We start from the raw sequence: 24,306 nt of genomic DNA, 5'->3' as shown, positions 1-24,306 counted from the left end.
GTCGGGGACCCCGCGCGAGGGGTCCGGGAAGGGATACCGGAAGGGAGCCGGACGGAACCCCGGGGAAGGTCCCGAGCGGGGAGCGACGAGAGGGCCGGAGGGGATGCCCGAAGAGGGCCTGGAAAGGGGGCCGGCCGGAGGTCCTGAAGGGGACCCGGCGAGCGACCCGGCAGGCGGTTCCGCAGCGGGGCGTCGCCCCCGCCGCACGGCCCTCGTCGTCGGCGCGCTCGCCCTCACCGGCGCCGCCGTCTGCACCGGTCTGTTCCCCCGCGGAGGGCGCGGCCCGTCCGCGCCCGGTCCGGCCCCCGCACCCGGGCGCGCCGCCGCGTCCGGCCCGGCGGGCGGCCCCGCGGGTGGCTCGGCGGCGCCGCCGTCCCCCGGCGCGCGGGGCATCGGCGACCCGCTGATGCCCGACGCCGGTAACGGCGGTTACACGGTCCGGCGTTACACGCTCGACTTCGACTGGCAGGCGCCCGGCACACCCTTCGAGGCCGGCGCCACCATCAGCGCCGCCGCCACCCAAACCCTGTCCCGCTTCGACCTCGACTTCGCGGGCAACACGCTGCACCGGGTCACGGTCGACGGCTCGCCCGCGAGAGCCGTGCGCGACGGCGACGAACTCGTCGTCACACCCGCCCGCCCGATCCCCCGCGGCCGCGCGTTCACCGTCAACGTCGCCTACACCGCCGACCCCACCCAGCAGCGCCACCGCGACGACGCGATCCGGGACTACGGCTGGGTGCCCACGCCCGACGGCACCGTGGTGTGTGCCCAGCCCGACGGCGCCCGCATGATCTTCCCGGCGGACGACCACCCGAGCCTGCGCGCTCCGATCACCTTCCGCGTCACCACGCCCGCGGGCATCAGCGCGGTCGCCAACGGGCGCCTCGTCGGTACCGACCAACGGCCCGGCGGACGCGTCCAGTGGACGTACGACTCCGAACAGCCGATCGCCGCGCAGCTGGTCCAGCTGGCGATCGGCAAGTTCCGCATCGTCAGCAGCAGCGGCCCGCGCGGGCTGCCGGTCCGCGACGTGGTCCCGGACGGCCTGGTCGGCGACACCGAGGAGTACCGCTCGCTCACCCCCGAGCACATCGCCTGGCTCGAACAGCGGCTCGGCCCGTACCCGTTCCCCCGCTACGGCGTGCTGGTCGGCGACACCGAGCTGCCGGTGGCGCTGGAGACGCAGTCGCTGTCCGTGCTGCCCAAGGACGACCTGCTCGGCGACCGGGTCGACGCCGAGCGCAACCTCGTGCACGAGCTGACACACCATTGGACCGGGGACAGCGTCGCCATCCGGCGCTGGTCCGACCTGTGGCTGAGCGAGGGTCACGCCCGCTTCTACGAACGGCTGTACTCCGCCTCGCACGGCGGCGTCGCCCTGGAGGACGCGATGCGCGACGCCTACGCGCAGCACGACCAGTGGCGGCACGACGACGGGGCGCCCGCCGAACCCACCGCCGACACGCTCTTCAAAGTGATGCGCTACGACGGCTCGGCCCTGGTGCTGTACGCCCTGCGGGAGAAGGTCGGCACCGAGACCTTCGAGCGGATCGAACGGTCCTGGGTGAGCACCTACCGGGGCCGGGTGGCCGGCACCGGGGACTTCATCGGCCTCGCCTCCCGGATCGCCCGACAGGACCTGAAGCCCTTTCTGACCGACTGGCTCCACGGGCCGCACACCCCGCCCATGCCCGGCCACCCCGACTGGCGGGTCGACCCGGTCCAGGACTGACCCGGATGGCCCGCCGTCACTGCCCCGCGCGCGCCCCGGCGCTGACGGGCCGTCGGGGCCGAGCCGCTGCCGCCGACCGGGTGGCCTCTGCCGGGCCGCTGGTCCACCCCGGTGACGGTTGGCGCGACGGGACACGCCGGGCACGGAAACGTACGAGGGGTGGTTGTCAGGGGCAACTCCTTTGTCCTGGCTGCATAGAGCGCGATGAACATGTTTGGAGACCCGTGCCATGAAAAGACCCACCGCCCCACGTGTCCCCAACGGCATCCGCGTGTGCCGCAGGACGGCGTGTGCCATCGGAGCGGCCGCCCTGCTGGCGCCGCTGCTGCTCACCCCGATGACCGACGACGAGGCACCCGAGCAGCGCCTCCAGTACGCCTTCTCCGACGCCGCCCACGATTTCCATGTGCCGCGCAGCGTGCTCATGGGCGTGTCCTACGTGCAGACCCGCTGGGACGCCCACCCCGGCTCGCCCAGCGTCGCGGGCGGCTACGGACCGATGCACCTGGTGGACACCAGCCAGTTCCCGGCCACGGCGCCCTCCCCGAGCGCCCAGGGCGGCGGCGCGCTGCGGCCGAGCGCGGGGGCGGCGGGAGCGCCCGCCGCGGCGCCCGAGGGCGTCCTGGCCGGTCGTTCCGTGAAGCCCGCCGACCTGCAGCGCGCCGCGAAGCTGACCGGCGCCCCGGCCGGGCGCCTGCGCACCGACGCCGAGGCCAATGTGCGCGGCGGCGCGGCCCTCCTGGCCGCCACCCAGCGGCAGCTGGGCAAGCCGCTCAGCGACAACCCTGCCGACTGGTGGGAGGCGGTGGAACGTTTCCCCGGCACGCCCGACGTCACCTCGGCGGCCACCTACGCCAACGACGTCTTCGCCGTCATCCGCAAGGGCGCCCACCGCACCACCGCCGAGGGCCAGGACGTCTCCCTGCCCGCGAGCCCCGGCGTGCGCGCCCACACCGTGCGCACCGAGAAGCCCCGGCACGCCAAGGGGACGGAGTGCCCGGCCGAGGTGTCCTGCGACTGGCTGGCGGCGCCGTACGAGGAGATCGACGACGAGGGCAACTACGGCAACCACGACCTCGCCGACCGGCCGCGGGACCAGAAGATCCAGTACATCGTCATCCACGACACCGAGGCGAAGCTGTCGAGCATGTTCCAGACGGTGCAGGACCCCACCGAGGCGTCCTGGCACTACTCGATCCGTTCCAGCGACGGCCACATCACCCAGCACGTACAGACCAAGGACGAGGCCTGGCACTCCGGCAACCAGTATGTGAACGCCCGCTCCATCGGCATCGAGCACGAGGGATTCCTCAGGCAGCCGGGCACGTGGTTCACGGAACAGATGTACCGCTCCTCGGCCCGTCTGGTGCGCTACCTCGCCAAGAAGTACGAGATTCCGCTCGACCGGCAGCACATCTTCGGCCATGACAACGTGCCCTCGCCCACCGGCGACTCCATCCCCGACATGCACGACGACCCGGGCCCCTTCTGGGACTGGCGGCACTACTTCGACCTTCTCGGGGCGCCGCTGAAGCCCACGGCCGGGCCGGGCAGCGACATCGTGACCATCCTGCCGGACTACGCCACCCACACGCCCGCGTTCACGGGGTGCCGCAGCGCCGGGGCGCCGTGCGCGAAGCACGGCTCCAGCGCCGTCCGCCTGTACACCCGTCCGGACGAGAAGGCGCCACTGATCCAGGACCCGGGCCGCCACCCCGACGGCGGACCCTCCACGATGGACGTCGACGACCTGGGCGCGCGCGCCTCGGCCGGTCAGACCTTCGCGGTCGCCGAACGCCGCGGCGACTGGACGGCGATCTGGTACCAGGGGCGCAAGGCCTGGCTGGAGAACCCGAAGAAGGACCCGACGGCGGTCGGCGCGGTCGGCAAGATGGTGACGCCCAAGCAGGGCGTGGACGAGATCCCGGTGTTCGGCCGGGCCCTGCCGGAGGAGGAGGCCTATCCCGAGGGAGTGGAGGAGGAACCCGAGGCGCCGCTGCCCTACCACTTCCGCGCCGGTCAGCGCTATGTCGCCCAGGGCACCATCGACAGCTCGTTCGTCCCCAGGTCGTCCTTCGTCGACACGCCCGAGCCGGTGGTCAGGGGCAACGAGACGTACTACCAGATCCAGTTCGACAACCGGATCGCCTACGTTCGCTCCAGCGACGTGGACGTGGTCGGCGCGCCCGTGACCGCGGGCCCGTCGGCGGAAACATCGGTGGAGACGTCGACGGAAACCCAGGACCGCTCATCGGACCAGTGAGGCCACGGGATCGTAAGCCGTTCTCCACCGCCCTCCCCGGCCCGCTCCAGGGCCGGGGAGCGGGCCGTCCACGGCGGGCCTTCCGACGGGAGCCGCCGAGGGCGCCCGCGCCTCGATCAGGCCCCGGTCCCGCCGGTCGGCGTCGATCCGCGCCCGCGGCGCGCTTGGCGACATGGCGCCCGGTTGGCGGGAAAACCGTTTGAAATTCACGACTCTGTGACGCGAACCTTTCACGGCTTGTCCCGGGCAGCCCCCGCCGGCTGCCGTCGTTTGCCGACACGCTGTCACGAGCCGTCTGGACGTCATGCAGATTCAAGACCTTCCCTATCCCGACCCGGGCGTGCCCGACGCACACTCGGGTCCCCGACTTCTGTGGTGGCTCTTCCGTAACCAGCTGGGCGGCCAGCTGAAGGCGCTGGCCTGGGGGCTGCTCCACTTCGTCGCCGTCTCCGCGCTGCCGTTCTGCGTGGGCCTCGCCGTACAGGCGGTCGTCGACCGGTCCGGCGGGCGGCTGGCGCTGGCGGGTGCCCTGATGCTGTTGTGCGGGGCGGCCGTGGCCGTGGGCGACACCTTTCTGCACCGGGCCGCCGTCACCAACTGGATCACCGCCGCCGCCCGCGTCCAGCAGCTGCTCGCCCGCAAGGCGGCCGAGCTGGGCTCGACGCTGACCCGCCGGGTGGCGGCCGGAGAAGTGGTCGCCGTGTCCACGGGAGACGTGGAGAAGATCGGCTGGTTCGTGGAGGCGGTGTCCCGCTTCACCGCCGCCGCGCTGACCGTGGTCCTTGTCTGCGTCGGCCTCCTCGTCTACCAGCCCTCGCTCGGCGTGGTCGTCGCCGCCGGGCTGCCCGTGGTGGCCCTCGCGGCACTGCCCCTGCTGCCGCGCGCGACACGCCGCGCCGACGTGCAGCGCGAGAAGGCCGGCCGGGCCACCGAGCTGGCCTCGGACACCGTCGCCGGACTGCGCGTGCTGCGCGGCATCGGCGGCGAGGAACTGTTCCTCGACCGCTACCGCCGCGCCTCCCAGGAGGTGCGGCACGCGGCGGTGCGCAGCGCCCGGATGTGGTCGCTGATCTCCGCCGTCCAGGTGCTGCTGCCGGGCCTGCTGCTGATCGCGGTCGTCTGGTACGGCGTCCAGCTGGCCCGCCAGGGCCGTATCGCCGTCGGCGAACTGGTCACCGTCTACAGCGCGGTGATGGTGCTCAGTTACCCGCTGCAGCACTTCGAAGAGATCGCCATGTCCTACTCCTTCTCCCGCCCCTCGGCCACCCGCACCGCACGGGTGCTGTCGCTGCGCCGACCGGCCACGGCCGACACCGGCGGCACCACCACCGCGGCGGACGGTCTCGCGGAAGCGCCCAGGGGTGAACTGCACGACCCCGCCACCGGGCTGGTCGCCCCGGCCGGCCGGCTCACCGCCGTCGTGTGCGGCGACCCCGACGCGGCCGGGCGTCTCGCGGAGCGGCTCGGCGGCCATCCCACGGAACCGGGCCGTTCGGTCCTGCTCGGCGGCACGCCCCTGGACCGGCTCCCGCTGGACGTCGCCCGGACGGCCGTCCTCGTCCAGGACAAGGACCCGGTGCTGCTCTCCGGCACCCTGCGGGAACTGTTCGATGTCCCGGCGTCCGGCGCCGTCTCGGCCGACGAGGCCCTCGCGGCCGCGCGGTGCGAGGACGTCCTGGACGCGCTGGTGGAGGGGTCCGTGGACGTCGCCGACCCGATGGACGCCCGCATCACCGAGCGCGGCCGGTCCCTCTCCGGCGGCCAGCGCCAGCGGCTCGCGCTGGCCCGGTCCCTGATCACCGATCCGGAGGTGCTGGTGCTGGACGAGCCGACCTCGGCGGTCGATTCGCACACCGAGGCCCGGGTCGCCGACGGACTGCGCCGGCTGCGCTCGGGGCGCACCACGGTGGTGTTCACCTCCTCGCCGCTGCTGCTCGACCGCGCGGACCGGGTCGTCCTGGTCCACGAGGGCGAGGCCGTGGCGAGCGGCACGCACCGCGAACTGTTCGACGGCGAGCCCCGGTACCGGGCCGTGGTGACCCGGGAGACGGACGACGAGGGTGTGCTGCGGGACACCCTCCAGGAACTGGAAGAGATCGAGGAGAGCGCATGATCGGCGTCGCGCCACCGGCATACGACCCGGCGGCCCCGACCACCGCCACCACCCTGCCCGTGGGCGCGGCCTCGACCGTGCGCGCCTATGTCGCCGAGCTGTTCCGCCGGCACCGCCGGGCCTTCCTGCTGCTGATCGGCGTGAACACGGTGGCCGTGATCGCGTCCATGGTGGGCCCCTACCTGCTCGGCGACCTGGTCCAGCGGGTGTCGGACGGGGCACGGGAGCTGCGTCTGGGCCTGACCGTCGCCCTGTTCCTGCTGGCGCTCGCCGTGCAGGCGGGGTTCGTCCGGCAGGTACGGCTGCGGGGTGCCATGCTCGGCGAACAAATGCTCGCCGATCTGCGCGAGGACTTCCTCGTCCGCTCGGTCGGGCTGCCGCCCGGCGTGCTGGAGCGGGCGGGCACGGGTGACCTGCTCTCCCGCATCACCACCGACGTCGACCGGCTGGCCAACGCCATGCGGGAGGCCGTGCCGCAACTCGCGATCGGTGTCGTCTGGGCACTGCTGCTGCTCGGCGGGCTCGTGGTGACGGCCCCGCCGCTCGCGGCGGCGGTGCTCATCGCCGCGCCGGTGCTGGTGGTCGGCTGCCGCTGGTACTTCAAGCGGGCACCCTCCGCCTACCGCTCGGAGGCCGCCGGATACGCCGCCGTCGCCGCCGCGCTCGCCGAGACCGTGGACGCGGGACACACCATCGAGGCACACCGTCTGGGCGCCCGCCGCGTCGCCCTGTCGGAGCAGCGGATCAAGGCGTGGACCGGATGGGAGCGCTACACGCTGTGGCTGCGGTCCGTGCTCTTCCCGGTGATCAACACGGTCCACGTCCTCGTCCTCGGTTCGGTCCTGATGGTCGGCGGAGTCTTCGTCCTGCACGGCTGGCTCGGGGTGGGCCAGCTGACCACGGGTGCGCTGATCGCGCAGATGCTCGTCGACCCGGTGAACCTGATCCTGCGCTGGTACGACGAGGTGCAGGTGGCCCAGGTGTCGCTCGCCCGCCTGGTCGGTGTCCGGGAGATCGAACCGGACGCGGGGGACGCCTCGGTGGCTCCCGACGGGCGGGAGGTGCACGCCCAGCGGGTGCGCTTCGGCTACCGCGAGGGCGTCGACGTGCTGCGCGAGGTCTCCCTGCGGGTCGCTCCGGGCACCCGGCTCGCCCTGGTCGGCCCCTCGGGGGCGGGCAAGTCCACCCTGGGCCGGCTGCTCGCCGGGATCTACGCGCCCCGGGACGGCCGGATCACTCTCGGCGGTGCCGAACTGTCCCGGATGCCGGCCGAACGCGTGCGCTCGCACGTGGCACTGGTGAACCAGGAGCACCATGTCTTCGTCGGCTCCCTGCGCGACAACCTCCTGCTGGCCCGCACCGGTGCCACCGACGCCGAGCTGTGGGCGGCCCTGGGCGCCGTGGACGCCGACGGCTGGGCCCGGGCGCTGGACGAGGGTCTGGACACCGAGGTCGGGTCCGGCGCGCTGGCCCTGACTCCGGCACAGGCCCAGCAGGTCGCGCTGGCCCGACTGGTGCTGGCCGATCCGCACACGCTGGTCCTGGACGAGGCGACCTCGCTCCTCGACCCACGCGCGGCCCGCCATCTGGAGCGCTCCCTGGCCCGCGTCCTCGACGGGCGCACGGTCGTCGCCATCGCCCACCGCCTGCACACGGCCCACGACGCCGACGCGATAGCCGTCGTGGAAGGCGGCCGCATCACCGAGCTGGGCAGCCATGACGACCTTGTCGCGGCGGACGGTGCGTACGCGGCCCTGTGGCGCTCCTGGCACGGCTGAGCATCCGGCCCGGGCGGACTCCAAGACAGCCGCCCGGGACTCGTGCCGTTGCGCGGTGGTGAGCAGCAGTGGAAGTCTGGAGAAGGGCACAGCATCGGGTTCCACCCGAAAACCACCTGGTGGGCACCGGGTGATATCCATGCCGTGCGTGCCGACGGCCCGCCGCCCGTTTCGGCGGCACCCGGCCGTCCTCACCACCTGGAGGTAGTCGTGGACAGCGCCGACAGCTGGGGGGACGACGTCTACCAGCCCGACCCCTCGGAGATCCGGGAGGACTCGGGGGTGCTCGACGTCGAGGACACTCTGGACTTCGACGGTGTCGACGACCCCCTCGACCGCGGCTGGTCGCCCCCGGAGCGGCCGTGGGCGGTGGAGCACAACGGTGTGACCGCGGCGGAGCGCCACGCGGGCGAGACCCTCGACCAGCGGCTCGCCGAGGAGACACCCGACCGCGACGTCCCGGGCGGCGACGGCATCGGTGACTGCGAGGGCACCGACGGGGAACTCCTCGACAACGAGGTCGGCGACCTTCGCTCCGGCCGGCTGGTGGCCCCCGACGAGGGGGTGCACGAGGACGAGGAGGCCGCCCTCGTGGCCAGCGACGTCGGCATCGACGGCGCCGCCGCGTCCGCCGAGGAGGCCGCGATGCACATCGTGGACGAGGACTCCCTCTCCGGTTGATCCGCGGGCCCCCGCCGGTCCGTCCAGGCCCCGCCCGACCGCCCCGCACGAGGAGCCGCCATGCAGCAGGACAAGCACCCCGACTACCACCCCGTGGTCTTCCGCGACCGCGCCGCCGGATACGCCTTCCTGACCCGGTCCACCGCACAGAGCGAGCAGACCATCGACTGGGACGACGGCCAGAGCTACCCGGTGGTCGACGTGGAGATCTCCTCGGAGAGCCACCCCTTCTACACCGGCAAGGCCCGCACGGTCGACACCGAGGGCCGCATCGCCCGCTTCGAGCGCCGCTACGGCGGCCCGGACGCGGGCGACGCCACCTGACGCGGAGGGCGGGCTCAGATCACATTGAGCGCCGCCGCGCAGCCCACTCCGCCGAGCACCATGAACAGGGGCATCAGTACCTTCAGCTCGACCCAGCTGCCCGCCCGGAACCGGATCGCCTTCGGCGGACCCACCGGGTACCAGCGCTTGCGGCCCAGCGGGATGGGCCAGAGGATCGGGCAGCCCGACACCGTCAGCGCGTCCCCGATGTCGTGCACCAGCGCGCCCAGCACGATCGGCAGCCCCAGCCACAGGTACTGCTGCCCGGGCTCGCCGAACAGCCAGTCCGAGCCGTTTCCGGGCTGGTCGAGGATGCCCGCCAGGATCCACGCAGTGGCGGCCGCGAGCAGCCACACCAGTATGTCGCTGCTGGAGCCCCTGGCTGCCCGCCACAGCAGACCCTCGATCGCCAGCACCATGTGCACGAACAGGATCGCCAGCACGCCCCAGCGTCCCCCGGTGTACGCCACCGCGGAGCAGCCGGCGCCGATCAGGACCGCCCACACCCAGGTGTGGGTCAGCGTGCGATGGCCGCCGGAGCGGCGCGGGTCGCCCTTCTTCCTGGTCGCCTTGTACACGGCGTAGGACAGCTTGTCGACGATCTCGCAGAGCCAGTGCGAGATCGGCCCGAAGGCCCGCGAGATGGTGGCCGCCTTGTGGTCGAGGTCCGGGGCGAGCGCGGCGCCCGCGCAGATCAGGGCGCCGACCAGGAGAACCGGCCAGGGCATCGGGTGATCGGCCGCGGCGGCGGCCGCTCCGACCCCGAGCCAGGCCGCGGCCCCCGACAGTGAGTGTGCTGGTCCCATCATGGCCGCTTCCCGCCCCATTCCTCATGTACCGCTGTCCAGTTGACCTGGTGCCGTGACGCTTCGTCGGCGACACAGCGTAGCCGTCGTGATCTTGCCGGCCACAGCCGATTCCCCGATCGGGGAGGAGGCCAGGCAAGATGGGAGCGTGACCCTCATCGATCAGCTGCCGCCGACCGCCGACCCCGATGCCCTGTACGAAGCCTTCGAGTCCTGGGCCCAGGAGCGCGGCCTCACCCTCTATCCCCACCAGGAAGAGGCGCTGATCGAAGCGGTGTCCGGGGCGAACGTGATCGTCTCCACCCCCACGGGCTCCGGCAAGAGCATGATCGCCGCGGGTGCGCACTTCGCCGCGCTGGCCCGGGACGAGGTCACCTTCTACACGGCGCCGATCAAGGCACTGGTGTCGGAGAAGTTCTTCGAGCTGTGCAAGCTCTTCGGCACCGAGAACGTCGGCATGCTCACCGGCGACGCCTCCGTGAACGCCGACGCCCCCGTGATCTGCTGCACCGCGGAGGTGCTGGCCTCGATCGCGCTGCGCGACGGCAAGGACGCGGATGTGGGCCAGGTCGTCATGGACGAGTTCCACTTCTACGCGGAGGGCGACCGCGGCTGGGCCTGGCAGATCCCGCTGCTGGAGCTGCCCCAGGCGCAGTTCATCCTGATGTCGGCCACTTTGGGTGATGTCTCCTTCTTCGAGAAGGACCTCACCCGCCGCACCGGGCGGCCCACCTCGGTGGTCCGTTCGGCGACCCGCCCGGTGCCCCTCTCCTACGAGTACAAGCTGACCCCGCTCACCGAGACGCTCACCGAGCTGCTGGAGACCAAGCAGGCTCCGGTATACATCGTCCACTTCACGCAGGCGCAGGCCGTGGAGCGGGCCCAGGCGCTCATGAGCATCAACATGTGCTCCCGGGAGGAGAAGGACCAGATCGCCGAGCTGATCGGCAACTTCCGCTTCACCACGAAGTTCGGCCGCAACCTCTCCCGCTACGTGCGGCACGGCATCGGTGTGCACCACGCCGGCATGCTGCCCAAGTACCGGCGCCTGGTGGAGAAGCTCGCCCAGGCCGGTCTGCTGAAGGTCATCTGCGGTACGGACACGCTCGGTGTCGGCGTCAACGTGCCCATCCGCACCGTGCTGTTCACCGCGCTGACCAAGTACGACGGCAGCCGTGTACGCACCCTGCGGGCGCGCGAGTTCCACCAGATCGCGGGCCGCGCGGGCCGGGCGGGCTTCGACACGGCCGGCCTGGTGGTCGCGCAGGCGCCGGAGCACGTCATCGAGAACGAGAAGGCGCTGGCGAAGGCGGGCGACGACCCGAAGAAGCGGCGCAAGGTGGTGCGCAAGAAGGCGCCGGAGGGCTTTGTCGCCTGGACGGAGAACACCTTCCAGAAGCTGATCGACTCGGAACCGGAGCCGCTGACGTCCCGTTTCCGGGTCACGCACACCATGCTGCTGTCGGTGATCGCCCGTCCGGGCAACGCGTTCGAGGCGATGCGCCATCTCCTGGAGGACAACCACGAGCCGCGCAAGCAGCAGCTGCGGCACATCCGCCGGGCGATCGCGATCTACCGTTCGCTGCTCGACGGCGGCATCGTGGAGAAGCTCGACAAGCCCGACGCCGAGGGCCGCATCGTCCGGCTCACGGTCGACCTCCAGCAGGACTTCGCGCTCAACCAGCCGCTGTCGACCTTCGCGCTCGCCGCGTTCGAACTCCTCGACCCCGAGTCGCCGTCGTACGCCCTCGACATGGTGTCCGTGGTCGAGTCCACCCTGGACGATCCGCGGCAGATCCTCGTCGCCCAGCAGAACAAGGCGCGCGGCGAGGCCGTGGCCGCGATGAAGGCCGACGGCGTCGAGTACGAGGAGCGCATGGAGCGCCTCCAGGACGTCACCTACCCGAAGCCCCTGGAAGAGCTGCTCTTCCACGCCTACAACACCTACCGCAAGAGCCACCCGTGGGTCGGTGACCACCCGCTGTCGCCGAAGTCGGTCGTCCGCGACATGTACGAACGGGCGCTGTCCTTCACCGAGTTGGTGTCCTTCTACGAGCTGGCGCGCACCGAGGGGATCGTGCTGCGCTACCTCGCCAGCGCCTACAAGACGCTCGACCACACCATCCCGGACGACCTGAAGTCCGAGGACCTGCAGGACCTGATCGAGTGGCTCGGCGAGATGGTGCGCCAGGTGGACTCCAGCCTGCTGGACGAGTGGGAGCAGCTGGCGAACCCCGAGGAGATGACCGCCGAGCAGGCCCAGGAGAAGGCCGACGAGGTCAAGCCCGTCACCACCAACGCGCGTGCCTTCCGGGTGCTGGTGCGCAACGCGCTCTTCCGCCGCGTGGAGCTGGCCGCGCTGGACCAGGTGGAGGAACTGGGCGAGATGGACGCCGAGGCCGGCTGGGACGCCGACGCGTGGGGCGAGGCGATGGACAAGTACTGGGACGAGTACGAGGACCTCGGCACCGGACCCGACGCCCGCGGCCCCAAGCTGCTGGTCATCAAGGAGGAGCCGGAGAACGGCCTCTGGCGGGTCCGCCAGATCTTCGACGACCCCAACGGCGACCACGACTGGGGCATCAGCGCGGAGGTCGACCTCGCGGCCTCCGACGCCGAGGGCCGTGCGGTCGTACGCGTCACCGATGTCGGCCAGCTGTGACCACAGGAGAATCCCACCCATGACGACGAACCCGGCCGAAAGACTGGTCGATCTGCTCGACCTGGAGCAGATCGAGGTCAACATCTTCCGTGGCCGAAGCCCGCAGGAGTCCCTGCAGCGGGTCTTCGGCGGCCAGGTGGCGGGCCAGGCCCTGGTCGCCGCCGGCCGCACCACGGACGGGGACCGCCCGGTGCACTCGCTGCACGCGTACTTCCTGCGCCCGGGCCGGCCGGGCGTGCCGATCGTGTACCAGGTGGAGCGGGTCCGCGACGGGCGCTCGTTCACCACGCGCCGGGTCACCGCCGTACAGCAGGGACGCACGATCTTCAATCTGACCGCCTCCTTTCACAAGCCTGAGGAAGGACCGTTCGAGCACCAGCTGCCGCCGGCTCGGGAGCTGCCGCACCCCGAGTCGCTGCCGACGGTGGCCGAGGAGATACGCAAGCACCTGGGTTCACTGCCGGAGCAGTTGGAGCGGATGGTGCGCCGCCAGCCCTTCGACATCCGTTACGCGGACCCGCTGCGCTGGACCGCCGAGGAGGTCGAGGGTGCCGAGCCGCGCAGCGCCGTGTGGATGCGCGCGGTGGGACCGCTGGGCGACGATCCGCTGGTCCACACCTGCGCGCTGACCTACGCCAGTGACATGACGCTCTTGGACGCGGTGCGCATCCCCGTCGAGCCGTTGTGGGGCCGCCGCAGCTTCGACATGGCCTCGCTGGACCACGCCATGTGGTTCCACCGGCCGTTCCGCACAGACGAGTGGTTCCTGTACGACCAGGAATCGCCGATCGCCACCGGCGGGCGCGGACTGGCCCGCGGACGGATCTACGACCTGGAGGGGCGGCTGCTCGTGTCGGTCGTCCAGGAGGGCCTGTTCAGGCCCCTGTAAGCGGGCCGTCGGCCGAGTGCTCGGCCGCGAGGCTCACACCTCGGCGGGCCGGGGATTTGCGCGCCGCAGCCAGGCGCGCAGGCGCCGCGTGGAGCGTGGCAGAGTAGGTCCGGTTCCGTGGTTGCGCAGCGTCGGGGGCAGGGCGGGCAGCGCCGGCGACGTACGGGGCCACTCCGACACGTGCGCCGCGGCCGCCCGGCGCAGTTCGGCGCCCCAGTCCGGCGGCCCGGCCGCTCCGCCCGGCGTCCGCACAGCACCCGTGATCGTGCGCGCCATGGGCGGGATGGGGCGGGCCGTCGGTCGCCTCGACGGCCGGGGACGGCGGAGGGCCGCACGTGTGGCGGGTGAAAGGCCGCGTGCCTCCGCGACGTAGGTGGCGAGTTCGCTGCGCAGCCACTCGATCTCGTCCGCGTCCTGCGCGGTCGTGATCCGCTCTGCGAGGTGGCCGGACGAGGCGCCGGGAAGGGCCGGTTCGGGCAGCGCGGGCCGGCACCGGTTCACCCGGGCCCGCTCGTACGGGTCCTTCACGACGTCGGCGACCTCGACCGGTGGGAGCAAGGCGGCCACTGCTCCGGCCCGCGCCCACGCGTTGTCGGCCTGCCGGAGCAGACATCCGAGCCGGCGCGTACGCCAGTTGCGGGCCCGCAGGTCCACTCCGTCCGTGAGCTGGCTGCGCAGCGTCTCGGGTGTACGCCCCTTGAGCAGGTGCGCGTTTTCGGCGGCAGCCGCGAACTGCTTCAGTTCCTGCGCGAGATACAACCAGACCACGGTCCGGTACCGGTTGACGTAGAACCCGACGGGCACGAGCAGGCCCAGCCGCGCGAGCCGGGTGAAACGACCGGCCGGGACGTCCATGAGGGCGGCGCCGTCCGCCGTGCCCACGGTTCGTACCCGATCGCTGAACGTGTCCGGAAACCCGTCCTGCGCCCGAAGCCGGTCGAGCTCCGCGCGCTCCACCAGCCGGCCGCCTCCCCCGCCCTCGTCGGGCAGGGTCCGCACATGGCCGAGCTGGATCGCCAGGTCGAACTCGCCGCGCGGTAGCCCCAGTTCACGAGCGGCCCGGCTCGGTGTGCAGGTGTCGGAACGGGTGGGGTCGAAGGTGTTCGCCGACATGGTCGTACTCCCCCGTGGAGTGGGTGGCTCACGCCTTGTGCGTTCGCCGTGCACACACCGTAGCCGGATTCACCTTTCTCGTGGCGAGCCTGTGGATAACTCCATGGATCCTTGCGAACTCGCAGGTCAGAGGTCTGTGCCGGGTGCTCGCTCCGGCTTTCTCGCATCGACGCCGAGATGTTCGCCGACCCGGTTGACGAGCAGCGTCATCTCGTAGGCGATCTGTCCGATGTCGGCCGCCGCCCCGCTGAGCACGCACAGACAGCTCCCGGCACCGGCCGCGGTCACGAACAGCACGGCGTCGTCGTACTCGATCATCGTCTGGCGTACCGCGCCCGCGCCGAAGTGGCGTCCCGAGCCCTTGGCGAGGCTGTGCAGTCCGGATGCCACGGCCGCCAGGTGTTCCGCGTCCTCACGGCGTAGGCCCGTGCTCGCTCCGGTGACCAGTCCGTCGTTCGACAGGACGAGTGCGTGCCGGACGTCGTCCACACGCTCCGTCAGATCGTCCAGGAGCCAGCCGAGTCCCTGGTTCTGCGCCATTTCCGTCTCCCCGTGTGATGTCTCCCCCTGGCTGGAGGAACCCTCAGCCAGCCTTCCCCACGTGCGGCGTCCGGGCAAGCAGGATGGGCGCATGGCACAGAAGATGACCGACGAGGAGTGGCGGGCGTTCGTCTCGGAGGGCACCCGCACCGGCAAGCTGTCCACCGTTCGCGCCGATGGGAGCCCTCATGTGGCCCCGGTGTGGTTTCTGCTGGACGGGGACGAAGTGGTCTTCCTGACCGGCCGGGACACGGTAAAAGGGCGCAATCTCGCCCGTGACGGGCGGATCGCCCTGTGTGTGGACGACGACCGGCCGCCGTTCCACTTCGTCATGCTGAGCGGCCGCGCCCGCTTGTCGGAGGACCCGGCGGAACTGCGCCGTTGGGCCGCGAAGGTCGCCGCCCGGTACATGGGCGAGGACCGGGCCGAGGAGTTCGGTGCCCGCAACGGCGTGCCGGGCGAGCTGCTGGTCCGTGTCGCCGTCGACCAGGCGGTGGCGGTGCGGGACCTGGCGGCCTGAGCGGGTCCCGGCCGACCGCCACGCAAAGCCCCGCCGGCCCCGGTGCCCCGCCCGGCGGAGCCGCCGGATACCCGACCCGGGCCGCGCACCGGCGCCGGAGCGGGGCATCATGCGGGACATGAGCGACGATCACACGCACGTCCAGGAGTTCTTCACCTCCCGCGCCGCCGGCTGGGACCGCAAGTTCCCCGACGACGGGCCCGCGTATACGGCCGCCGTGGCCGAGCTGGGGCTGCGGGCGGGCGACCGGGTGCTGGACGCGGGCTGTGGAACGGGGCGCGCGCTGCCCCCGCTGCGGGCCGCCGTGGGCCCCACCGGGGTGGTGCTCGGTGCCGATCTGACCCCGGCGATGCTCACGGAGGCCGCACGGGCGGGCCGGGACCGGGCGGGGCTGCTGCTGCTCGCGGACGTGACGGTCCTGCCGCTGCGCTCGCGGTCCCTGGACGCGGTGTTCGCCGCGGGCCTGATCGCGCATCTGCCGCGCCCCGAGGAGAACCTGCGGGAGCTCGCCCGGGTGGTGCGGCCCGGCGGGACGCTGGCCCTGTTCCACCCCATCGGCCGGGCGGCCCTGGCGGCGCGCCAGGGCCGCCGGCTCACGCCCGACGACCTGCGGGCGGAGCCCAACCTCCGCCCGCTGCTCGCCGGTTCGGGATGGCGCATGACGTCGTACACCGACCAGGACGCCCGCTTCCTCGCCCTCGCCGTACGCGAGGGCTGACGGGTCAGATCGTTCCGGTGACGGCGGCGGCGAAGGCGTCGGGGTTGTCGAACATGACGTTGTGCCCGGCGCCCTGCACCGTCAGCACCCGCACCCCGGTGGCTTCCAGCCGCTCGCGGTCCGCGAGTTCACCGCTCTTCTCCCCTTGCAGATAGACCCGGTCGATGTCCAGGGCCGCGAGGATGGTGCGCATCACGGGGTCGGAGCCGCGCCGCAGCCCGACCGCGCTGCGGTGCAGGGCGCGCGGGTCCGCCAGCCGCATGGTGGCCGCCCACTGCGGGCCTACGGCATCCAGCACGCGCGGGAACGCCTCCTCGACGAATTCCTGCTCCCCGTAGGTGGCGATCGCGCTGCTGCCCGCCGTCAGGGGCGGGAAGGCGTCCAGGTTGGCCTCGGTGAGCACCAGCCGGGAGACGAGTTCCGGCCGTCGGTGCGCCAGCACGATCGCGACGGCACCGCCCATGCTGTGCGCGATCAGCTCGGCGCCGGCGACCCCTGCCGCGTCCAGCGCGGCCGCGACCGCGTCGGCGTGCTCCTCCAGCGTGTAGCCGAAGTGCCGGGGCCGGTCGCTGAGGCCGTGGCCGGGCAGGTCCACGAACAGGCTGCGCCGGCCGGCGAGTTCCGGGCGGGCGGCGATGTGCGCGTGGTACGCCGTGGACATCGATCCCAGTCCGTGGAGATAGACCCGGGCGGGCTCTTCTCCGGACGCCTCCGTCCAGCGGATCCGGCTTCCCTCATCGTCGAATGCGGCCTGCCGCATCGCGTCCTCCCATCTCTCCTGATCACCATCGGGGACTATACATCGATACCGAGGTATCGCGTCCATGGAGTATCTAGACGTCGCTGTACCGCGTCGCCGTACGGAAGAATGCGGGCATGCTCGAACTCGCCATCCTGGGCTTCCTGTACGAGGCCCCGCTGCACGGATACGTCCTGCGCCGGCACATCGCGGCGCTCACCGGCCATGTCAGGCCCGTCGCGGAAAGCACGCTGTATCCGGCGATCAAGCGGCTGGAGAAGGCGGGCCTGCTGGTGCGGGCCACCGAGCCGGGGGCCGTGGCCGCGCCGCGCCATGTGCTGCGCCCGACCGAGGAAGGGCGGCGGGAGCTGCTGCGCCGGCTCGCCGAACCCGCGCAGCGCGAGATCACCGACGAGAACCAGTGGTTCGTGCTGCTCGCCTTCCTGCGGCATCTGGAGGACCCGGCCGCCCAGGCCGCGGTGCTGCGCCGGCGGCTCGCCTTCCTGGAGGAGCCGACGAGCTTCTTCTACGACGGTGACCGGCCGATCGGCGCCGAGGAGGTGGACGATCCCTTCCGGCAGGGCATCCTCACCATCGCGCGTGCCACGAGCCGGGCCGAACTCGCCTGGCTGCGCGACACCCTGGCGTCACTCGCCGACGTCGGCCGCTGAGGTGTCCAGGTGCCGCACCGGGCAGCCGCGCAGTCCCGGGACCGGGCGAGTACCGAGGTCGGCCACGCGGTAGCCGTTCGGGTACCCCTTGATCTCCCGGTTCTGACGCGCGAAGTGCGGCGCGCGGCGCGGCGGCAGCAACCGTACCACCCGGCCGCGCGCCCTGACGGCACGCCGCACCAGCGCGACGGTGCCCGCACCGGGCCTCTGATAGCGGAACGCGCGCAGCAGCGGCTCGTCGAGCAGGGCGAGCACCCCGGTGCGCAGCAGGGGTGCCAGCGGGCGCGGGTACCAGGACGCCATCAGGCGGAGGGTGGCGTCGGACACCTGCCGGCTTCCCTCGTCCCAGCCGAAGTTGGCCTCCTCGTAGGTGTCGAGAAGGGTCTCGAACTCCTCGTACGTCCTGGGGAGGTCGGGGATGCCCATGTGCCGGCCGAGGGTCCGGTAGTACTCCACCGTGGCGACGATCTCGTGTCGCGACAGCCGGCGCCAGCCGTAGGCGTCGATCCAGCGCCGGGGCACCACGACGAAGGTGCTGAGCACATAGCGCATGTCGTCGTCGCTGATGTCGTAGCTGCGGTGCATCTGGTTGATGCGCCGGATCGCGGTACGTCCCTGCTCGGCGGCGAAGCCGTGCTCCATGACGGTGTCGAGGAGCAGCGCGGTGTCGTCGTAGCGCTTCTGGGTGCGCTCGGTCAGCTCGGCCGTCCGCGCGAGGAGCCGGCCGATGCTCGGCACGGCATAAGTGCGGTAGAGGGCCAGTTCCAGGGCGCGTGTGTAGTCCCAGGGGAATTCGTAGGCAGCGCTGAGCCGGTAGATCTCCAGCGCATCCGCCACCGGGTCCAGCCGGCGGATCCGCTCCAGCCTCTCGAAGCGTTTCACCGCGTCGTCCCCCTTCTGCTGCCGGGGTCCAACTCTACGGTGTGCTTGCGGACATGGACCACGGCCGCCCCCACCCCGTTTCGGAGGGTGATCGGGGCGCGCGTTCGACAGGTTTCGCGCCCGGGGCCTTTCCAGGGTGGGCACGGTCTGGGGAAGTCCCGTGGAGACCGTGGCCGTTTCGCCCCCGTCCAGGCGGAAAGCTGCAGGTCCGGGTGGTGTGAGGAGTCGTGACAAGGTCCTTCCGTCCGGTTTAGGGTGCGCGCGGTTGGACGAGCCATTGGGGAGGCAGGCATGGCCGGGACGGACGATGGGACCGTCGCCGCCGCGGACGATGCGCTGTATGTGCTGACGGCGGTACTGCTGACGCCGGCGCAGTTTCCGAGCGTGCTGGGCGACGACTATCCGGAGGCGTGCGCCACATTGGGGCTCGCACCCCGCGCCGACGGGTACGGCCTGGTTCTGGGGCAGGACGGGGACGGCGCCCGCTGGACGGTCGTCATCGACGATGTCTCCCTGGTCGCCGTGGCGATCGCGTCCTGGGACTGCGGCCTGGAGTACGAGCTGTCGCCGGACGAGCACGCCATCGTGACCGCCCTGCCCGGCTGGCCGCTGGCGGTCGCCGTGGCGGCCCCCGGCGTCCCCGCGCCGCACGATCCCGGGCCCGACACGGCCGACCGCCCTCCGCTGAGCCCGCCGGACACGAGTGTGTGGGGCCCGGCTCAGCGACGTCTGGGCGCCGACGAGATCGCGTCGCAGTGGGCGGCGTGGCGGCAGCAGATCAACGACGACGAGTTCGCCGCGCCGACCGGCCGGGCCCCCGCCACCGCGCCTTCGACACGGGCCGAGGAGAGCGGCGAGGGAGCGACGGGCCCGTCGAAGGGCGGCCACCCAGGGGTCCGGCGGGTGCTCGCGGAGGCGCGCGCCTACGTCGACTCGCCGCCCCCACTGGGCCGCGTGCGCTCCTCGTTCGCCTCCGGGGACGCCCGCACCCTGCGTGCCGACGGCCCCGGCTGGTCGATGGTGGCCCGCACCGACGACATCGCCTTCGTCCTCCTCGACGACGAGCCGGGCGAGGTGCTGCCGGTCGGCCGAGGCCCGGAACTGCCCGGGCTGCTCGAAGCACTCGACAAACTGGCCGTACGGCCCTTGTGAGCCGGTACGGCGGACAGGGTCCTGTCCGCCTGGCTCAGCGGCCGAGTTCCTTGCGCGTGACCCTGCGGAGCCTGCGCCGCTGGGAGGGGTCCAGCGCCAGGTAGGCGGCCGCCGGGACGCCCACGATGATCAGGAACGCCACCCACCATGGCAGCCATATCAGCAGGATCAGACCGACCGCCACACCTCCTGCGGCGATCTTCGCGTTCTTGGACATGAACGTCGCCTCCTTCCCGGCCGCTGCCGTTCTCTGCTGTGAGAACGGCATCCCGCGCCCCGCGGTTCCGGGCCTCGCCCCTGAGACTTCCCTGAGATGCGCCCCTAGTGGAGCCGCCGGGGACCACCGGCCGAGTCCGTCGGTCGGACCCGTCGGCCGGGCGGCACGCGCGGAGCCGGCGCCCTGACCTGGGTCACGACGCCGGCGTACGGGAAGGAGGGCCGGAGAGCGCGGCGCCGGTGGGCTCGGCGCTCCCCGGCCCCTGATGTCAGCCGCGCGCGCCCAGCAGGTGGTCCATCGCCAGCTGGTCGAGCCGCTCGAACGCCATGCCGCGGGCGGCGGCCGCATCGACGTCGAAGTCCTCGAACGCGGCGCGGTCGGCGAGCAGGGCCTGCAGGCCGTCGGCCGCGGTCGGCTCGGCGAGCTGGTCCAGGCGGGCGGCACGCAGCGCCTCCTGCACCTCGGGGTCGGCGCGGAAGGCGGCCGAGCGCTCCTTGAGGATCAGGTAGTTGCGCATGCAGCCGGCGGCCGACGCCCACACGCCGTCGAGGTCCTCGGTCCGCGGCGGCTTGAAGTCGAAGTGCCGCGGGCCCTCGTAACCGGCGCTCTCCAGCAGGTCGACCAGCCAGAACGCCGCCCGCAGGTCGCCGGCGCCGAACCGCAGGTCCTGGTCGTACTTGATGCCGGACTGGCCGTTGAGGTCGATGTGGAAGAGCTTGCCCGCCCACAGGGCCTGCGCGATGCCGTGCGGGAAGTTCAGGCCCGCCATCTGCTCGTGGCCGACCTCCGGGTTGACGCCGTACAGCTCGGGTCGCTCCAGGCGCTCGATGAAGGCCAGGGCGTGGCCGACGGTGGGCAGCAGGATGTCACCGCGCGGCTCGTTCGGCTTGGGCTCGATGGCGAAGCGGAGGTTGTACCCCTGGGCGGTGACGTACTCGCCCAGGATGTCGAACGCCTCCTTCATGCGGTCCAGGGCCGCGCGCACGTCCTTGGCGGCGCCGGACTCGGCGCCCTCGCGGCCGCCCCAGGCGACGTAGACCTCGGCGCCCAGTTCGGCGGCAAGGTCGATGTTGCGGATCGTCTTCCGCAGCGCGTACCGGCGCACGTCGCGGTCGTTGGCGGTGAACGCGCCGTCCTTGAAGACGGGGTGGGTGAAGAGGTTCGTGGTGGCCATGGGCACCTTCATGCCGGTGGCGTCCAGGGCCTCGCGGAAGCGCTTGATGTGCGTCTCGCGCTCGGCGTCGGAGGACCCGAAGGGGATCAGGTCGTCGTCGTGGAAGGTCACACCGTGGGCGCCGAGCTCGGCCAGGCGCTGCACCGTCTCGACCGGGTCGAGGGCGCGGCGGGTGGCGTCGCCGAACGGGTCCCTCCCCTGCCAGCCGACGGTCCACAGGCCGAAGGTGAACCTGTCCTCGGGGGTGGGCTGGTAGCTCATCGCGCGGCTCCTTGCTCTTGCGGCTATTTCGTCATGGCCGTTTACAAATTAGTATGCGGACGCACCCCCGGGAAAAGACAACGTGTCTTCGACCACAGGGTGTCTTCGACCGGTGTCTCCCACCAGCGCCCAGCCAAGGGGTGCCCCGGGGAGCGCGCCACAGCACACCCCGCGAGCCGCGGAAGTAGGGAGAGCGCCATGTCAGCAGCCGAGGGTCCGCTCGTCGTCGGTGTGGACACGTCCACCCAGTCCACGAAGGCCCTGGTCGTCGACGTGTCCACCGGGCGGGTGGTGGCGAGCGGCCAGGCCTCGCACACCGTCTCCTCCGGCCCGGGCCGGGAGAGTGATCCGCGCCAGTGGTGGGACGCCCTGTGCGAGGCATTGCGCCAGTGCGGTGAACCGGCGCACGAGGCCGCCGCGGTGTCGGTCGGCGGCCAGCAGCACGGCCTGGTCACCCTGGACGAGCACGGCGATCCGGTGCGCCCGGCCCTGCTCTGGAACGACGTCCGTTCGGCGCCGCAGGCCCGTCGGCTGGTGGCGGAACTGGGCGGCCCCAAGGCCTGGGCGGAGCGCACCGGCAGCGTGCCCGGCGCGTCGTTCACGGCGACGAAGTGGGCCTGGCTGGCCGAGCACGAGCCGGAGGCGGTCCGCGCGACCAAGGGCGTACGGCTCCCCCACGACTACCTCACCGAGCGTCTGACCGGGCAGGCCGTCACCGACCGCGGTGACGCCTCCGGCACCGGCTGGTGGGCGTCCGGCACGGAGCGGTACGACGAGGAGACCCTGGCGCACATCGGGCTCGACCCGGCGCTGCTGCCCCGGGTGGTGCGGCCGGGCGAGGTGGCAGGGACCGTCCGCGACGGCCATGACCTGCCGTTCTCCAGAGGCACTCTGGTGGCGGCCGGAACCGGTGACAACGCGGCGGCGGCCCTGGGGCTCGGGCTGCGGCCGGGCACCCCGGTGCTGAGCCTGGGGACGTCCGGCACGGTGTACGCCGTCTCCCGGCGCCGCCCGGCCGACCCGACCGGCACGGTGGCGGGTTTCGCCGACGCGCACGGCGACTGGCTGCCGCTGGCCTGCACCCTGAACTGCACGCTCGCCGTCGACCGCGTCGCGGCCCTGCTCGGCCTGGACCGCGAGGCCGTGGCCCCCGGCGGCTCCGTGACGCTCCTGCCGTACCTGGACGGCGAGCGGACCCCGAACCTGCCGAACGCCTCCGGACTGCTGCACGGGCTGCGCCACGACACGACCCCGGGCCAGTTGCTCCAGGCGGCCTACGACGGGGCCGTGCACGCCCTGCTCGGCGCGCTCGACCTGGTCCTCGACGAGGACGCGGACCGTGACAGCCCGCTGCTGCTGATCGGCGGCGGGGCGCGGGGCCGGGCCTGGCAGCAGACCGTGCGCCGGCTGTCGGGACGGCCCGTGCGGATCCCGGAGGCGAGGGAGCTGGTCGCCCTGGGCGCGGCGGCCCAGGCGGCAGGGCTGCTGACCGGCGAGGATCCGGCGGCCGTGGCGCGCCGCTGGAACACGACCGCGGGCCCGGTCCTGGAGGCCGTGCCCCGGGACGAGGAGACGCTGGCCCGGATCAGCGGGGTACTCTCCGACGCGGCTCCGCTGCTGGAACGGGCGACGGAGGACCACTGAGCCCCGCCACCCCACGGACCGAGGAATGACGCCGGCATGACCGCACCGCTGAACCAGTCCCTCCCCCAGGGGGTCGGCCCAGCCCTGCCGGACACCCAGCAGGGCATGCGCCGGCGCAACCTCGCACGGGTGATGCACGCGGTCAGCGCCGAAGGCTCGCTGTCCCGGGCCGCGGTGGCCTCGCGCATCGGCCTGACGCGGGCCGCCGTGTCGACCCTGGTGGACGAGCTGATCCGCACCGGGCTGCTGGAGGAACTGGGCCCCGAGCGGCCGGGCCGGGTGGGCAGGCCCGGGTCGGCGCTGGCGGTGAGCGGCCGCGGTCCGGCCGGGATCGGCGCGGAGATCGGCGTCGACCACCTGGCGGTGTGCGCGGTCGATCTGCGCGGTACGGTCCGCGCGCGGGCAGCGCGCCGGGGCGCCAACCGCGGCCGGGCGCCCGAGGCCGTGACCGCGGAGCTGATGTCGCTGGTCCGCCAGGTCGTCGCCGAGGCCGGGCGCGAGGAGCTGTGGCCGGCGGGACTCGCGGTCGCCGTACCGGGACTGGTGGCGCGTGACGGACGGACGGTCGTCCGCGCCCCCAATCTCGACTGGCGCGACACGGACCTCGGCGCCCTGCTGGGCGACGACTGGCCGCTCATCGTGGACAACGAGGCCAACTTCGGCGCGCTGGCCGAGCTGTGGCTGGGCGCCGGAACCCCCCGTGAGTTCCTGCACGTGTCGGCGGAGATCGGCATCGGTGCCGCGGTCGTCGTGGACGGGCAACTGCTGCGCGGCACACGGGGTTTCGCGGGCGAGTTGGGACATGTGCCGGTGCGGCCGGACGGGCCCGCGTGCGCGTGTGGCGGACGTGGCTGTCTCGAACAGTACGCGGGCCAGGAGGCGGTGCTGCGCGCCGCGGGACTCGAACCGCGTCAGGATCTCGTCGGACTGCTCGCGGAGCGCGCGGAGCAGGGCGAGGAGGGGGTGCGCGCGGCCCTGCGGGACGCCGGCACCGCGCTCGGCATCGCCCTGACCGGGGCGGTGAACCTGCTCGACCCGGAGACGGTGGTCCTGGGCGGTGCCCTGGCCGGCCTCTCGCCCTGGCTGCTGCCCTCGCTGAAGGCGGAACTGGCGGGCCGTTCCGCGGGCCCGACCTGTCCGGTGGCGGTGTCGCCGCTCGGCCCCGAGGGCCCCTTGCTGGGCGCGGCGCACTCCGTCGTCCGGGCCGTGCTGGACGATCCGGCCGCCGTGGCGCAGCGTTCCTGACGCCCGCTTTCCCCCCTGATCGGAAACGCTTCGGCAGGCGGCTCCGGTGCATCCACCGGCCCGTCTGTGCACGGCACTCACCCGAACGAGTGGCCGAGTTGTCCACAAGCTTCGGCTTGTCCACGGAACCGTGGCGCACCCTTCTGCCGGACCCGGCCGCGCCGTACCGTGAATCACGC

21 protein-coding genes are annotated in these 24,306 nt (G+C 72.6%); 14 read left to right on the top strand and 7 right to left on the bottom strand.

Going from position 1 to position 24,306, the window contains the following annotated elements; all coding sequences use genetic code 11:
- Nucleotides 1–103: 103 nt before the first annotated feature.
- The 6 genes from HZZ00_RS12690 (at nucleotide 104) to HZZ00_RS12665 (ending at nucleotide 8,894) form a co-directional block, all read left to right on the top strand.
- Complete coding sequence (locus HZZ00_RS12690; RefSeq protein ID WP_257585763.1) at nucleotides 104–1,735, top strand: M1 family metallopeptidase; 1,632 nt, start codon at nucleotides 104–106, stop codon at nucleotides 1,733–1,735.
- 229 nt (nucleotides 1,736–1,964) lie between these two features.
- On the top strand, nucleotides 1,965–3,998 hold the full coding sequence (locus tag HZZ00_RS12685) for an N-acetylmuramoyl-L-alanine amidase (protein ID WP_180332273.1): 2,034 nt from the start codon (nucleotides 1,965–1,967) through the stop codon (nucleotides 3,996–3,998).
- A 304-nt stretch (nucleotides 3,999–4,302) separates the two neighbouring features.
- Nucleotides 4,303–6,111 (top strand): ABC transporter ATP-binding protein, encoded by a 1,809-nt coding sequence (locus HZZ00_RS12680; RefSeq protein WP_180332272.1) that lies wholly within the window; start codon nucleotides 4,303–4,305, stop codon nucleotides 6,109–6,111.
- Complete coding sequence (locus tag HZZ00_RS12675) at nucleotides 6,108–7,889, top strand: ABC transporter ATP-binding protein (RefSeq protein ID WP_180332271.1); 1,782 nt, start codon at nucleotides 6,108–6,110, stop codon at nucleotides 7,887–7,889. Before HZZ00_RS12680 ends, HZZ00_RS12675 begins: the two co-directional genes overlap by 4 nt.
- Nucleotides 7,890–8,099: 210 nt before the next feature.
- Nucleotides 8,100–8,570, top strand: coding sequence for a DUF5709 domain-containing protein (locus HZZ00_RS12670; RefSeq protein WP_070026436.1), 471 nt, complete (start codon nucleotides 8,100–8,102; stop codon nucleotides 8,568–8,570).
- A gap of 60 nt (nucleotides 8,571–8,630) precedes the next feature.
- Nucleotides 8,631–8,894, top strand: coding sequence for a type B 50S ribosomal protein L31 (locus HZZ00_RS12665; protein WP_180332270.1), 264 nt, complete (start codon nucleotides 8,631–8,633; stop codon nucleotides 8,892–8,894).
- A 14-nt stretch (nucleotides 8,895–8,908) separates the two neighbouring features.
- On the opposite strand, the gene HZZ00_RS12660 is transcribed toward HZZ00_RS12665, so the two are convergent.
- Complete coding sequence (locus HZZ00_RS12660; RefSeq protein ID WP_180332269.1) at nucleotides 8,909–9,703, bottom strand: metal-dependent hydrolase; 795 nt, start codon at nucleotides 9,701–9,703, stop codon at nucleotides 8,909–8,911.
- A gap of 145 nt (nucleotides 9,704–9,848) precedes the next feature.
- On the opposite strand from HZZ00_RS12660, the gene HZZ00_RS12655 reads away from it, so the two are divergent.
- Complete coding sequence (locus tag HZZ00_RS12655) at nucleotides 9,849–12,362, top strand: DEAD/DEAH box helicase (protein ID WP_180332268.1); 2,514 nt, start codon at nucleotides 9,849–9,851, stop codon at nucleotides 12,360–12,362.
- A 19-nt stretch (nucleotides 12,363–12,381) separates the two neighbouring features.
- The gene (locus tag HZZ00_RS12650) at nucleotides 12,382–13,251 is read left to right on the top strand and encodes an acyl-CoA thioesterase II (RefSeq protein ID WP_180332267.1); all 870 of its coding nucleotides are present in this window, start codon (nucleotides 12,382–12,384) and stop codon (nucleotides 13,249–13,251) included.
- Nucleotides 13,252–13,284: 33 nt separating this feature from the next.
- Here the strand turns inward: HZZ00_RS12650 and HZZ00_RS12645 are convergent, their stop codons facing one another.
- Together HZZ00_RS12645 and HZZ00_RS12640 are read right to left on the bottom strand one after the other, a co-directional pair.
- Nucleotides 13,285–14,364 (bottom strand): DUF6397 family protein, encoded by a 1,080-nt coding sequence (locus HZZ00_RS12645; RefSeq protein WP_257585761.1) that lies wholly within the window; start codon nucleotides 14,362–14,364, stop codon nucleotides 13,285–13,287.
- Nucleotides 14,365–14,490: 126 nt separating this feature from the next.
- Nucleotides 14,491–14,904, bottom strand: a complete 414-nt coding sequence (locus tag HZZ00_RS12640) for a roadblock/LC7 domain-containing protein (RefSeq protein WP_180332266.1) — start codon at nucleotides 14,902–14,904, stop codon at nucleotides 14,491–14,493.
- 91 nt (nucleotides 14,905–14,995) lie between these two features.
- Between HZZ00_RS12640 and HZZ00_RS12635 the strand changes: the two genes are divergently transcribed.
- A complete protein-coding gene (locus HZZ00_RS12635) occupies nucleotides 14,996–15,424 on the top strand; it encodes a PPOX class F420-dependent oxidoreductase (protein ID WP_180332265.1) in 429 nt (142 codons plus the stop codon).
- Between the two features lie 118 nt (nucleotides 15,425–15,542).
- Nucleotides 15,543–16,142: a class I SAM-dependent methyltransferase gene (locus tag HZZ00_RS12630; RefSeq protein ID WP_180332264.1), complete on the top strand. Its 600-nt coding sequence runs from the start codon at nucleotides 15,543–15,545 to the stop codon at nucleotides 16,140–16,142.
- Nucleotides 16,143–16,146: 4 nt separating this feature from the next.
- Here HZZ00_RS12630 and HZZ00_RS12625 read toward each other — a convergent pair whose 3' ends face one another.
- Nucleotides 16,147–16,902 (bottom strand): alpha/beta fold hydrolase, encoded by a 756-nt coding sequence (locus HZZ00_RS12625; protein WP_180332263.1) that lies wholly within the window; start codon nucleotides 16,900–16,902, stop codon nucleotides 16,147–16,149.
- A gap of 116 nt (nucleotides 16,903–17,018) precedes the next feature.
- Here HZZ00_RS12625 and HZZ00_RS12620 point away from each other — a divergent pair, with 116 nt between their 5' ends.
- On the top strand, nucleotides 17,019–17,552 hold the full coding sequence (locus HZZ00_RS12620; RefSeq protein WP_180332262.1) for a PadR family transcriptional regulator: 534 nt from the start codon (nucleotides 17,019–17,021) through the stop codon (nucleotides 17,550–17,552).
- Here the strand turns inward: HZZ00_RS12620 and HZZ00_RS12615 are convergent.
- A complete protein-coding gene (locus HZZ00_RS12615; protein ID WP_180332261.1) occupies nucleotides 17,529–18,434 on the bottom strand; it encodes an oxygenase MpaB family protein in 906 nt (301 codons plus the stop codon). The genes HZZ00_RS12620 and HZZ00_RS12615 overlap by 24 nt on opposite strands.
- A gap of 291 nt (nucleotides 18,435–18,725) precedes the next feature.
- Between HZZ00_RS12615 and HZZ00_RS12610 the strand changes: the two genes are divergently transcribed.
- Nucleotides 18,726–19,586 (top strand): hypothetical protein, encoded by an 861-nt coding sequence (locus HZZ00_RS12610; protein ID WP_180332260.1) that lies wholly within the window; start codon nucleotides 18,726–18,728, stop codon nucleotides 19,584–19,586.
- A gap of 34 nt (nucleotides 19,587–19,620) precedes the next feature.
- Here HZZ00_RS12610 and HZZ00_RS12605 read toward each other — a convergent pair whose 3' ends face one another.
- Nucleotides 19,621–19,803 carry a hypothetical protein gene (locus HZZ00_RS12605; RefSeq protein ID WP_070026425.1) on the bottom strand — a complete coding sequence of 61 codons (183 nt, stop codon included), beginning with the start codon at nucleotides 19,801–19,803 and terminating at the stop codon, nucleotides 19,621–19,623.
- Between the two features lie 268 nt (nucleotides 19,804–20,071).
- Entirely contained in the window at nucleotides 20,072–21,238 is a 1,167-nt protein-coding gene (gene xylA, locus HZZ00_RS12600; protein WP_180332259.1) for a xylose isomerase, read from the bottom strand.
- Nucleotides 21,239–21,436: 198 nt separating this feature from the next.
- Here xylA and xylB point away from each other — a divergent pair, with 198 nt between their 5' ends.
- Complete coding sequence (gene xylB / locus HZZ00_RS12595) at nucleotides 21,437–22,882, top strand: xylulokinase (RefSeq protein ID WP_180332258.1); 1,446 nt, start codon at nucleotides 21,437–21,439, stop codon at nucleotides 22,880–22,882.
- Between the two features lie 36 nt (nucleotides 22,883–22,918).
- Nucleotides 22,919–24,127, top strand: a complete 1,209-nt coding sequence (locus HZZ00_RS12590; protein WP_180332257.1) for an ROK family transcriptional regulator — start codon at nucleotides 22,919–22,921, stop codon at nucleotides 24,125–24,127.
- The last annotated feature ends 179 nt before the right edge of the window (nucleotides 24,128–24,306 follow it).

This window comes from Streptomyces sp. NEAU-sy36, assembly GCF_013423905.1.
Lineage (GTDB): Bacteria > Actinomycetota > Actinomycetes > Streptomycetales > Streptomycetaceae > Streptomyces > Streptomyces misionensis.
The sequence above is the reverse complement of the archived record's forward strand: the minus strand, read 5'-3'. Positions and strand labels throughout refer to the sequence as shown.